We start from the raw sequence: 12,603 nt of genomic DNA, 5'->3' as shown, positions 1-12,603 counted from the left end.
GTTGTAACAATCGACATAACGCATTCACTTAACACCTCCTTCTTGTCGTCGGGCTTGCCAGATAAATAAACTGATTAATGCTGCCGCTTTGATTAAACAGGGCAGTAAACAGTACAACACCTTGATCAAAATAACGTTTGATAAATCAACCGTGTTGATAGCTATCTGAACATCAAGCCACGGCAAAGTCACAATCGTTGCCAAGGCGAAACTAAATTTACCAATAAATGATAACAATGCATAATAACCATTGCCTAATGGATTTCTTTCTTTGGTATCGATCCATTGTGCTAGTAATAGATTCGGCAGAATGAGCTCAGCAGAAAAGCATAACCCCGAAGTAAAGCTGATGATTGAGAATGCTAATATATCTCCTTTGTTTAGAAAAAAGGCACACATAAAAATAATGATGGCAATGATGATGGCATACATCCAAATATGCACCTCACCGTAACGCAATGCTAGCTTTCTCACAAAAGGAATAGCAATAATCGTGCCAAGAAAATATAAAAAAAGATAAAGCCCTGTATATTGTGGCATCTGCAAAACATAGCGACTATAAAAGGCGAGCATCACCGCAGGGATCGCAGAACCAAGAGCACTGATACTATAACTTAAGAATAAAAATTTTCCCTGTTGATTCATCTGCGCAAAATAGTACTTATAACCGTAACTCTTTTCATATGTGTCTTTTTTTATCGTATTATTCTGCTTATGGACAGCACAATACCATTGTAAGAATTTAATACTGGTAAAAATAATGATCACACTAAAAATCAAGCTATAAACAAAATAACTTGTTTGCACTGATAGTATACTCATCAAAATAAAAGGCAAAATTGATGCCACTAAAACACCTATAATGTTGAATATCTCACGCAGACTAATAATATCTGCTTTTTCTTTTTGCCCTTTTTTCCAAAGTGCACCTTGCGTATTGATAAATATCGTTAAATAGCTGTAGGCTAATGTTGACAGCAAAACACCAATTAACAGGTTGATCAATCGACTGCCTATCATAGGGTTGCATAATATATAAAACCCTAGAATAAAAAGAGCAACAATCACAATAAAACTTTTCTTATGCTGCCGAGGAAAGCGATCACAATACCAACCAATAAAGGGATCAACGAGCGCATCTAACACCCGTAGTACAAAAAGAGTAATACTTAACACTGTTAATGATAAACCAAAATAATTATGGTAATAATCAGGCAAAAAGATATAAATAGGAATACCAGCAAAAGCCACAGGAAAAACCATAAGGCTGTATTTAATCTTCAGTGACTTTTCCATTTCTATAGTCATTTTAGCCCTCGTAATTGTCGTGATAATTCAAGGTTTTCTGATTGATCACTCAACCAGATGGCAAAAAATGACTTTGAGAAAGCTAATGAATCGACCTGACCTAAATACCTGCCTTGTCCTGTAAAAAACAAAGTCCTTTGCTTGCCATCATAATAACCAATTAGGCTTTGATTTTTCTTGATATCTGGGAAGATATTTTGTAGCTGCTTTTGCCACTTTTTAAGATCATCATCACTATTTTTTGGTGTTTGTGATGTCATTTGATCAATTGTCTCTTCAATAATTGATTTAGCTGAGAAATCTCTTAAATAGGTAAGTTTAAGGAAAAAAGAATGCCGCCAACTAAAATTTTTAGTTGGCGCATAAAGAGCCGCATAATAAATATCCCAAAACCAATAAGTATAAAGAATCTTGCCGACTAATTGCGGATTTTGTTTTTCTACCTTGGAAAATGAGAGATTATTGGCATAAATAGATGGACAAAAAAACATAAAAATGCTCAATACACATATGATAGATTGCGAATAAAGCTTAAGCATGCGCAATCTCAATTTGTACAACATCCGTGCGTTTATTCGTAAACGTTGCAATACACGATGCCAAGTAAAATTGCCACATACGCTGAAAGCTCTCATCAAAGCCCATTGACAATAACTCTTTATTTTTTTCATTGAATCGCTTAAGCCAATGCGAAAGTGTCTTAGCATAATCTAGACCAAAAAATTTCTCATTAACGATTTTTAATCCGACTTTTTGAAGTTCGCTTTTAATAATTTTCATACTTGGCAGCATTCCTCCTGGAAAAATAAAGGTCCTAATCATATCAGCACCTTTATCATAGTCTTTAAATAGATCATCAGCAATTAATATACTTTGTAACATAATTCTACCATTGGGCTTCAAGAGTGATTTCAATTTACTAAAATAAGTTGCCCAATAGGCTTTGCCTACCGCTTCTATCATTTCAATTGACACGATAATATCATATTGCCCTTGTTGAATACGATAATCCTCCAATGCAATCAATGATTTATCATTTAACCTAGCTTGCGCATAATGCTGCTGCTCTTTAGATAAAGTAATTCCCTTGTAGTCATAGCTACCGGTATTGAGGGCTTTTTCTGCAAAACCACCCCAACCACAGCCAATTTCTAATAGACTACCTTTTTGGGGTATTCTATCCAAGATATGCTGATATTTATTTTGCTGTGCCTCTACTAATGTCTGTGTTTGTTGATTAAAAATAGCTGATGAATAAGTCATTGATTCATCTAACCATAGTTGATAAAAACCATTACCCAAATCATAGTGTGCATGAATATTTTTCTTGCTTTGCTTTACAGTATTTCGTTTAGTCAAGTAGAGTAAGATAGATAGCTTGCGATAGAGAAAGCTTCCCTTAATATATCCATCAAGAATATTGTCGTTATCAAGTGCAAAAATAAGCAAATCTTGCAAATTGGATGTTGACCAGTAAGCATCTCGGTAATCCTCGGCAAACCCGATATCGCCTTTGCGCGTTAAATTAGCGAGCACTCGCCAATCTTTTATCGCAATATCAGCCACTTTACCTGATATTGAGCCTTTGAAATGATGTGTTTCACCCTCTGGTAGCGTAATCGATAAGCTGCCTTTTTCAATATGTTGCAGTGATTGAATGAGTTTATTCCTTAAAATACGTTCAAACATTTATAACCTCACGAATATTTGTTTTTATTTTCTACTTGAGCTAAGGTAACCTTTTTTTCATAAGGTTCTGGCACTTGACGATAACCCACTTTTTTTATCCATAATTTCAACGCCTGATAATGAATTAAAAACATGACTTTTGCTGTCAGAAACGGTACTTTCATCATTGATTTTATAATTGTTGATGATTGCAAGCTTTGCATTTCTCCTGTCACAGATGTTAACAACTGCAACACTTTTTCCTGATAATAGTAGATGAATATACGAATCTTGCTACAGTCAGTGACTTGAAAATTAAAGCGATAACTGCCCATACGATCATAAAATGGCGATACATGAAACATCTTGTTGGCATGGAACCAAGTGTTATCGTCTATTTTGCTTTTATCATTGGCAATACACACATAGCAATGAGATTGTTTGAATGTATTGTTTACCTCGGCAATAACACCGACTAATTGCCCCTTATAAAATCCAAACCAAAAGCTCACAGGATTAAATAAATAGCCATAGACACGTGGCATCGTCATCAAGTATAAATGATCAATCATGACATCATATTTAGCAAAAATATCCTTTGCCCACTGCTTGGATGAACTGCCATCACGATAACCATGATCTTTATCATAAAAACTTAAAAGATTAGGTTTGTTAACCGAGAAAAAGTTACTTGCACAATGGGGGGCATCCATATCTAAGACCACATAATAAGAACGATAGCTAAACTTATTCACTTTGGGCTTAAAGCGCTTATGATGTACTTTGGCATTAAGCACGCCGGTTTTCATCGGTGCCATGGCGCATTAACTCCAAGCATTCTAGCCACCTCAACTGCGCTGAAAATACCATCTTCATGAAAGCCATACCTCAAATATGCCCCACAATAATAAGTATTATTTTGTCCTTGAATAGTCATGAGTTTCTGTTGCGCGATGATGGCTGCATGATCAAACACCGGATGGCGGAAGACATGTTGGTCAACAATTGTGTCCGCTTGAGGGAATATTGCTGGATTAATTGTCACAAAATAATCGTTTTCTGAGGCTAGTGACTGCAAATTATTCATCCAATAACTTAATGAGATAGATTGATCTGAATCAGATAAATAAACCCAACTGGACCACGCTTTTTTTCTTTTTGGCATCAATGTTTGATCACTATGCAAAACCATATGATTATCTTGATAGTTGATCGCGCCTAGATAGTCATACTCTTGTGTTGTTGGGCTTTCTAACAGCTTAAGCACTTCATCCGAATGCGTGGCAAAAATTACTTTATCAAAAGTTTGCGTACTCCCGTGCGTATCTGTAATAACAATCTGCTCTTTAGATCGTTTGACATAATCAACGCCTGGTCTAAAAGCAACATTGGCATTATTAAGTCTATCAATAATTTTATCCGTATAGACTTTACTGCCGCCATCGATTGTATACCATTGAACAGGTGCGTTAATATTTAACAATCCATGATTGTTAAAAAACCTTAAGAACGTTATCGCTGGGAAGTCATGCATTTGGCTTGAAGGGGTGCTCCAGATTGATGCCCCCATTGGCAAGAGGTAGTAGTGACGAAAATACTCACCAACATGAATTGACTGCAGAAACTCAGCTAATGTGAGGTCATGATTTAAGTGATCATTTGCTAAAAATTTTTTAGCTGCCTTGTTAAACTTAACAATATCTCGCAGCATCATTAAAAACTTAGGATTAAACAGTTGTCTTTTCTGAGAAAACAAACTCGAAAGACGTTCACTACCATATTCAATTGCTCCATTATCAATAGATACTCCAAACGACATACTACTTTTTTTGACTGGCACACCCAGTAATTCAAACAAGGCAGTCAAATGTGGATAGGTCTGGTAATTAAAAACAATAAAACCGGTATCAATCGGTAAACGTGCTTTTGTAAAAACAGTTCGCGCATGTCCTCCGTAGTATCCATTTTTTTCATAAAGTGTAATATCAAAGTGATCTTTTAATAAAAAAGAAGCTGATAAGCCTGATATTCCACTACCAATAATTGCAATTTTTTCCATTTGCTTGTCCATTATTTTAAATAACCACCTTCTTTTAGGATTTTATCTGGCACTTTTTTTAAATTCCTTACAATGCCAAGAAATGATAATAGCTTTAATATGTAAAAAGTTATGTCGATTTGAGAGAATGAAAAGCCTTGATTGGCTGAGCCTGCATATCGATGATGATTATTGTGCCAGCCTTCGCCAAATGTGAGTATAGCTATAAACCAATTGTTTCGACTATTATCTTTTGTTTCAAATGGTCTTTTTCCAAAGATATGAACGATAGAATTAACTGAGTAAGTGACATGATTAACAAACACGGTTGGAATCAAATAACCCCATAGGACATAGTTCCATCCACCGATAGAATACAAGGCAAATAAAACAGGAATTGGTGTTATATACCAATATCTCTCAATAAATCTAAGTTCTCTATATTTGCTGAAATCACGAATAAGATTGTAATGAGCGTTTAAGTTGGATCGTTTCATAAACCATAATAAATGACTTTCTATAAAATGCTTTTTTATGGGGCTGTGAACATCTAAATTAGTGTCTGAATTTCGATGATGATAGCGATGGTGCGAAGCCCACCATAATGGTCCACCTTGTAACGCAAGCGCACCTAGATATGCAAGTAAAAACTGAAAAATTCTCGATGTTTGAAATGACTTGTGAGAAAAGTATCGATGATAACCAGCGGTCAAAGCAAAGACACGAACACTATAACTAGCAATAAAAAGATAGATGTCAACCCATGTAAATAAAGTTGTAAAAGCAAAAAATGGAAAAATATGAATTAAAACAACAATAAGAATAACTTTTAGAGAATAGGCTTCTATTCTAGAGGCTAATCTCATGCCATTATTTTTGAATGTTAACATTTTAGTAGACCTCATCTATTGCAAAAACTCGTTTGAATGCTTCAAAAAGCTCAATATAGCTAGATGGAAGTAGATCAATATCACCTGAATAGTTATCTTTTTTATACAGGCTAAGGGCTATATTGTTAACATTGGCTGATAATTTAGCCTCAAGTTGATTTAGATAAAAATCATCATGTCTCATATAGATTATTTTTATTGCTTCTGTTGGAAGCTCTAAAATCGAATCTAAAGACGATACGCCTGAACAGAAAAATATTTCATAACCATGTGCTGATAGAATATTAGCAATCATCAATCCATGCAAAACAAGTGGCTTAACCATAGCAGTACGATAACCAATGATATAAACCTTTTGTCTTTTGGTTTTCGTTTTTTCAATTATATTTCGATATAATCGAAGTATAATCATATCAATAATTTTCTCTTTGATTACTTCAGCATAATCAATATGTATAAAACTATCTTTATTAAGAGATTTCATCATTGCTGGATGAATGATTTGTGCATATGACTCTGGTGAGTAGAGCGACATTAAGTCTTCAATTTCTTTAATGGATGCATCAATCCTATACTCTTTAACAAGCTTATTAAGCTTATCAAATGATACCATATGATGACTTTTTTTATCTCTAACAACAATATGACCATCATGTTCATTCAAAAGAGCAGGAACTTCTCTAATAGCATAACCATAATTTAACAGTGTGATTGTCTTTTGGATGGTTTTAATATCATCATCCGAGTACAAACGGTGCCCTTTTTCAGTGCGTTGTGGTGTGATAAGATTATATCGTTTCTCCCACGCACGCAGCGTAATTGGCTTAACACCAGTTTTCTCTGATATATACCTAATTGGATAGAGTGATTCTGTCATTGCGTTGCCCCAGTAATTATTTTATCTATACATGAGTTGATAGAAGTATCGTTAAATTGAAATCCATAGTCAGTTAATAGCGTTGGATATATATTATGGCTTGCTAGTAAGAGCTCTTTTCCCATTTGTCCAAAGAGCATCAGCACAATTCCCTTGGGAATTTTAAATAATCTTGGTCTATTGAGTGATACACATAAACTTTCAATTAGCTCTCTTTGAGTAGATGCCTTAGGTGATACAATGTTAATGGCTTTAGAATGAATTCTTTTGTCAATAATAAAACAAATAGCACGACAAAGATCGTTTAAACTGACCCATGATATTAACTGAGTACCATCCCCGATAACCGCTCCAAGACCAATTTTTGCACTTGGTATTAGTTTAGCAAGCATTCCACCATTGTCTAAAACGACACCAAACCTTAATATAGTCCATTTTCTTACATTTGATGAGGTAACCATTGATTCCCATTGGTTTGTTATATGCTGACAAAATGACCAATTTGATGGTTCTGTTTTTAGAAAGTTTCTTTCATCTTGCTTTTTTGAAGAAAATGAGTAAAAACCTATAGCACTTGCATTGATGAGCCAAATATTCTTTGATCCAATCAGTTCAACAAGCTTATGAGTCGTTTTGGTTCTACTATCAATGATCTTTTTTCTTATCCTGTTTGACCATCTTGAATCACTGATATTATAGCCACAAAGATTGATGACAATATCAAATTGACTAATTACATTTTCATTTAAATTTTCCCATATCAAAACAGATGTATAAGCACTATTTACTAAGTTAGAATTTCTTGACAGAAGTGTTACGTCATGATTAGCTGAAAGAATGTTTGATAAAGATTTTCCTATAAATCCTGACCCACCGGCAATCAAAATATTCATACCTCACCTCTTTACATTTTACTCATTAGACCAAGATTTTCTGGATAAAGATTCAAATAACTTTGCTTCAACAAGTATTCTATTCTATAGCGTATCAGATAATGTTTTATCATCTCTACTGGAACGGCTAAAGGGATAATCTCGTCATGAAATTGCTTTATTTTAATTTGTAGATCTTGTCGTTGCTCTGCATTTATATTTTTGTTTATCTCTCTTAATATTCTTTGAAGAATGTTGACATGATGTCCTTTTCTGGCAACTTTTTCAAAAATGGTGACAAAAATCTCAAAATATTTCTTTTTGAGTATTTCAATAGCTACATGATTAGATTGAGCTATTAATTGTCCCAGTAACTTCTGCTTATCTGGATTATGTAAACGCATGAGCATCTTATGCCGGAGATGAAAGTTCATCAAATCATTGGTTGTAATAATATTTAGATGATTAGATCTTACTTCAGCATTTAAGAAAACACGCTTGATAAAATGTTCTTTTAAATAAGGATCATTTAACCTACCTTCATCTTCAATTACTGCGTTAGGTATAACGCTTTCTATAGTGTCAACAAAACGACCATTGGCTTTATTATAAATGACATTTTTTTCTTGATTATAAACTTTGACAGATTTATGTCCGCAACTAGGCGAGTTTTTCTTTAGTATAAAACCATCGACGTCTTTCATTTTCTGAACTAATGTGAGGCAAGCGTCATCTAAAGTAGATGTCAAATCTCGAGAGGTATCATTTTCTAAGACAAGGATGTTTTGATTATACTGTTGAAGGTAAATAGGTTTTCTTGGAATACCGAGACCTGCAAAAACTTCAGGGCATATAACTCGATATGAAAAAATATCACTAAAGGCTTCACCTAGCATCTTGTTATTAGAGTTAGAACCGTTAAATCTAACATTATTTCCAAGCAAACAACTTGATATAGCAATGATAGGTTTCATTGAAGTACTACTTTTCCTTGTCATGCTATACATGTTAGTCAAACAAAGATTATTTGTATAGTTTTAATTGTTAAATTAAAAATAATTGAATAAAATATCTATACAAAGTAGCTAGAACTTGGAAAGATTGACATGTCTTGGATGGAAATATTATCTCGTGCTCAATTTGCGTTTACTGTTAGTTTTCATATACTTTTCCCTGCATTTAGTATTGGCCTGTCAACTTTTCTCATGATATTTGAAGCAACATGGTTGATAACAAAAAAAGATAAATATTTAGCGCTCGTTAAATTTTGGACTAAAATATTTGCTTTGACTTTCGGTATGGGCGTGGTCTCTGGTATTGTCATGGAGTTTCAGTTTGGTACCAACTGGTCAGGGTTTGCAGAAAAGGTTGGTCCTGTTCTGGGTGCACTTTTTACCTATGAAGTGCTTACCGCATTTTTTATAGAGGCAGGTGCGTTAGGTATCATGATATTTGGCTGGGGAAGAGTCAATAAATATCTCCATTTTATGTCTAATGTTGTTATATTTTTGGGTGTGACATTATCAGCTTTTTGGATTTTATCAGCCAATTCATGGATGCAAACCCCAAGTGGTGTGAGTTATATTGATGGCAGATTTATCATTCACAGTTGGTATGAAGTCATTTTTAACCCATCAGTTATCCCACGCTATATTCATATGCTCATGGCAGCATATCTTAGTACCGCTTTTGTTATCCTTGGTGTTGGCGCATATTATATGATTAAGGGAATTAATAAGCAGTTCTCACAGATATGTATTAAATTTTCGCTGATTAGTATTCTGCTTTTAAGTATAGGACAAGTGTTTGTTGGTGATGATGTGGGTCTTGAAGTACACAAACATCAACCACTTAAGACAGCAGCAATTGAAGGTGTGTGGGAAACACAAAAAGGTGCACCTTTAGTACTGTTTTCCTATCCTGATGAGAATCAAGAAAAAAACTTGTTTGCCATTGAAATACCTAAACTGGCTTCTTTGATTAATACCCATAAGCTTGATGGTCAGTTGATTGGCTTGAAAACCGTTAAAAAAGAAGACAGACCATTGGTTGCTCCTGTATTTTATAGCTTTCGGATAATGGTTGGGATTGGTTTATTAATGGTGTTAATAGGCATCATTGGTTCTATCTTAGTAGCCAAAGGTAGCATTTTAAAAGCAACGCGATTTTTAAAAGTATGCGTCCTATGCTCACCGATTGGCTTCATTGCAATCATAGCAGGTTGGTTTACTGCAGAATTTGGTCGTCAGCCATGGGTAGTATACGGTATGTTAAGAACTGAGTATGCGGTTAGTGACCTAAGCTTTATTCAAGTCGCTATATCATTGTCACTAATTATTATTGTTTACTTCGTTATATTTGGTTTCTTTTATTTTCGCTATTTCAGTCGGATTATTAAGCAAGGTCCATCAGAACCTGGAACAGAAAGAATGCCATATGCCTACTTTCAATCCGTTGAAGAAAACATATCCAAAAAAGGAGATTAATCATGGACTACCTTGGTTTAAGCTGGCTTTTGATTATTGGTTTCGGCCTTTTAATGTACGTCATACTTGATGGGTTTACACTAGGGATTGGTGTATTGCTACCGATATTTAATAGCGATGAAAAAGATATCGCTATTAGTATATTGCTACCAACATGGGATGGCAATCAAACTTGGCTGGTCTTTTCACTTGCCGCATTTTATGGCATGTTTCCTATCGCATTTGCGTTTTTGTTTCCCAAAATATATCTTCCCGCAATTTTATTGGCACTGATGCTTTTGTTTAGAGGCATATGCTTTGAATTTCGATTAAAATCAAAAAAAGGCATTAAAAATTGGGATCGCTTATTTTTTGTGTCATCATTGATTATTGCCTTTATCCACGGCTATCTAGTAGGTCAACTTGTCGTTGGTTATTCAGAAGCTCACTATTTAGATGGTGTTGCATTCAAATTAACAACAGGCATTACCTTAACCATTGGCTACATGCTACTAGGCGCTTGTCGATTAATTTTAAAGACAGAAAATAATTTACTCACTAAAGCGCAAAAATCTGCCACTATACTGGCGTTGTTATTAATATTAATGATGCTTATCGTTGGTATAGAAACAATAGTTCATCACAAAATAAACCTACTATCTGGCAAGATAATTCTTTTGGCATTAATGCTTTCTTTAACTTTAGTTACATTCATTATATTATTTTTTAGCATTAGAACAGCTAAACATTATTTACCCTACTTACTCAGCGTTATTATATTTGCACTGACTTATGTCAGTATGCTCATATACATCTTTCCTTATATCGTGCCTTATGAGTTAACTTACACACAAGCAAAAGCATCAGATACTACTTTATCATTTACCCTAATACCAGCGGCTTTCATGATTCCTTTACTCTTGATTTATACTAGCTATGCTTATTACATCTTTAGAGGAAAAACGAGTGAAAAACTTAAGTATTAAATTGACGTAATCATACAAAGGAGTGCACTGTGAATAAATTACAAATAAAGTCACTTATTAAAAAAGAGAAGGTTGAAGTTAACATACTTCCTAGAAGGTCACACTATTTGGTTATGTTTAAATGTGAATCTGGTAAAAAGCATCTATATACTGCTTTTTTCACTAAGAAGCCTGTGCTATTTACAAACCTTGATCAAGTAAATACTTTTCTGAAAAAGCTTAATATTAACTGCTATCAGCTGGCTCAAAATTGCCCACATACTGAAATGATGGCCAGTAGTGATCATATGGGCTTAAATGCAACAAGAAGTACTAAAGAGTATATACAAGTTAGAATATAAACCATTCAATTCATATTCTAGCTATGAAAATCATTGAGAAGGTATTGAAAAATGCATGAATTTAAGAATATTGTTATCTTTGGTGCAACAGGCGCAATTGGATCATCATTAATCGATTTTCTCAAAGTATACTACCATCAAGCAACTATTCATGCTGTATCCCGTAACTTCAAAAATAAATTAACCGGCATTATTTATCATCAAATCAATTATTTTGATGAACCAATGATTCAGGCATTAGCTGTCGATATTTCAAAAATTATGCCTATTGATCTTGTTATTATAGCTACAGGTATGTTGCATGATAATCAAATGATGCCTGAGAAATCAATCAAAGAAATATCATCCGATAAATTGCTTAAGCTATATCAGGTTAATACGGTTTTACCTTCGCTTATTTTTAAACACTTTACACCCAAATTAAATTCTACCCAAACATCCGTTATTGCAGCTTTATCTGCACGTATTGGCAGTATCTCAGATAATAGGTTGGGGGGATGGTATAGCTATCGCGCCTCTAAAGCCGCGTTAAATATGGTTATCAAAAATGTGGCAATTGAAACGTTAAGATATAACAAAAAAGCTATCGTCGTTGGAATGCATCCAGGTACTGTTGACAGCGCTTTGTCTTATCCTTTTCAAAGAAGTGTTGATAATAATAAAATCTTCACACCTGGGCAATCTGCGCAATATCTATTAAATCAAATCAATAAGCTGACTATTGCAAACACAGGCAAAATATTTGCTTGGGATGGTCAAGAGATAGCGCCTTGATAATTATTGTTTTAGATGACAGTAATCCATTCGTTTAAAGCGCCATTTTGCAAATATCTTGTACATCAGGCCAAACATCATTCTCACGCCTGGTAAAGATACTATAAATGCTAAAACTCTCCATTTATCAAGATTTCTCCAAATTAATGTAAAAGCGTCAACGCCTTTATATAAAGCACCATTCTCGTCAATTGCATGCAGAAACATTAAAGCGTCTAATGTTGTTACACCAATACTTTCAAGGTCGCTGTGATGTTCAAAGATGTCACACCACTGAAACAAATTAGGTGGTGATATTTTTTTATAGTAATTTATCTCTTTAGTGCACAAACCGCATTTGCCATCAAAATATACTTTTATCATAATGCTTTACCGTTCTTTATT

At 34.3% G+C, this 12,603-nt stretch carries 14 protein-coding genes; 4 read left to right on the top strand and 10 right to left on the bottom strand.

All coding sequences use genetic code 11. From position 1 onward, the window contains the following. Positions 1–24: 24 nt before the first annotated feature. The 9 genes from ACY10D_RS02180 to ACY10D_RS02140 are packed head-to-tail and all read right to left on the bottom strand — an operon-like array spanning position 25 to position 8,627. Entirely contained in the window at positions 25–1,308 is a 1,284-nt protein-coding gene (locus tag ACY10D_RS02180) for an MFS transporter (RefSeq protein ID WP_486999165.1), read from the bottom strand. After that, positions 1,305–1,799 carry a chalcone isomerase family protein gene (locus tag ACY10D_RS02175; RefSeq protein ID WP_486999164.1) on the bottom strand — a complete coding sequence of 165 codons (495 nt, stop codon included), beginning with the start codon at positions 1,797–1,799 and terminating at the stop codon, positions 1,305–1,307. Before ACY10D_RS02175 ends, ACY10D_RS02180 begins: the two co-directional genes overlap by 4 nt. A gap of 40 nt (positions 1,800–1,839) precedes the next feature. Next, the gene (locus tag ACY10D_RS02170; RefSeq protein WP_486999163.1) at positions 1,840–2,997 is read right to left on the bottom strand and encodes a class I SAM-dependent methyltransferase; all 1,158 of its coding nucleotides are present in this window, start codon (positions 2,995–2,997) and stop codon (positions 1,840–1,842) included. Positions 2,998–3,005: 8 nt separating this feature from the next. Beyond that, positions 3,006–3,794: a DUF1365 domain-containing protein gene (locus ACY10D_RS02165; RefSeq protein WP_486999162.1), complete on the bottom strand. Its 789-nt coding sequence runs from the start codon at positions 3,792–3,794 to the stop codon at positions 3,006–3,008. Further along, on the bottom strand, positions 3,782–5,035 hold the full coding sequence (locus ACY10D_RS02160; protein ID WP_486999161.1) for an NAD(P)/FAD-dependent oxidoreductase: 1,254 nt from the start codon (positions 5,033–5,035) through the stop codon (positions 3,782–3,784). Before ACY10D_RS02160 ends, ACY10D_RS02165 begins: the two co-directional genes overlap by 13 nt. 11 nt (positions 5,036–5,046) lie before the next feature. After that, positions 5,047–5,904 (bottom strand): acyl-CoA desaturase, encoded by an 858-nt coding sequence (locus ACY10D_RS02155; RefSeq protein WP_486999160.1) that lies wholly within the window; start codon positions 5,902–5,904, stop codon positions 5,047–5,049. A 1-nt stretch (position 5,905) separates the two neighbouring features. After that, positions 5,906–6,781 carry a MerR family transcriptional regulator gene (locus ACY10D_RS02150; RefSeq protein WP_119343549.1) on the bottom strand — a complete coding sequence of 292 codons (876 nt, stop codon included), beginning with the start codon at positions 6,779–6,781 and terminating at the stop codon, positions 5,906–5,908. After that, the gene (locus ACY10D_RS02145; RefSeq protein WP_486999159.1) at positions 6,778–7,674 is read right to left on the bottom strand and encodes a TIGR01777 family oxidoreductase; all 897 of its coding nucleotides are present in this window, start codon (positions 7,672–7,674) and stop codon (positions 6,778–6,780) included. The genes ACY10D_RS02150 and ACY10D_RS02145 overlap by 4 nt, the downstream gene beginning before the upstream one ends. A gap of 11 nt (positions 7,675–7,685) precedes the next feature. Continuing rightward, positions 7,686–8,627: a 2-thiouracil desulfurase family protein gene (locus ACY10D_RS02140; RefSeq protein WP_486999158.1), complete on the bottom strand. Its 942-nt coding sequence runs from the start codon at positions 8,625–8,627 to the stop codon at positions 7,686–7,688. Between the two features lie 132 nt (positions 8,628–8,759). Between ACY10D_RS02140 and ACY10D_RS02135 the strand changes: the two genes are divergently transcribed. Genes ACY10D_RS02135 through ACY10D_RS02120 form a run of 4 tightly spaced genes read left to right on the top strand, consistent with a single transcriptional unit; the run spans position 8,760 to position 12,219 of the window. After that, positions 8,760–10,139 (top strand): cytochrome ubiquinol oxidase subunit I, encoded by a 1,380-nt coding sequence (locus ACY10D_RS02135; RefSeq protein ID WP_486999157.1) that lies wholly within the window; start codon positions 8,760–8,762, stop codon positions 10,137–10,139. Between the two features lie 2 nt (positions 10,140–10,141). Beyond that, on the top strand, positions 10,142–11,104 hold the full coding sequence (locus ACY10D_RS02130) for a cytochrome d ubiquinol oxidase subunit II (RefSeq protein WP_192485000.1): 963 nt from the start codon (positions 10,142–10,144) through the stop codon (positions 11,102–11,104). A 29-nt stretch (positions 11,105–11,133) separates the two neighbouring features. Beyond that, positions 11,134–11,445 carry a hypothetical protein gene (locus ACY10D_RS02125; RefSeq protein WP_119344530.1) on the top strand — a complete coding sequence of 104 codons (312 nt, stop codon included), beginning with the start codon at positions 11,134–11,136 and terminating at the stop codon, positions 11,443–11,445. Positions 11,446–11,496: 51 nt separating this feature from the next. After that, positions 11,497–12,219: an SDR family NAD(P)-dependent oxidoreductase gene (locus ACY10D_RS02120; RefSeq protein WP_486999156.1), complete on the top strand. Its 723-nt coding sequence runs from the start codon at positions 11,497–11,499 to the stop codon at positions 12,217–12,219. A gap of 3 nt (positions 12,220–12,222) precedes the next feature. Here the strand turns inward: ACY10D_RS02120 and ACY10D_RS02115 are convergent, their stop codons facing one another. Further along, positions 12,223–12,582 (bottom strand): thiol-disulfide oxidoreductase DCC family protein, encoded by a 360-nt coding sequence (locus tag ACY10D_RS02115; RefSeq protein WP_486999155.1) that lies wholly within the window; start codon positions 12,580–12,582, stop codon positions 12,223–12,225. Positions 12,583–12,603: the final 21 nt, after the last annotated feature.

Source organism: Cysteiniphilum sp., assembly GCF_057495195.1.
This window is presented reverse-complemented; position numbering and strand designations above follow the sequence as displayed.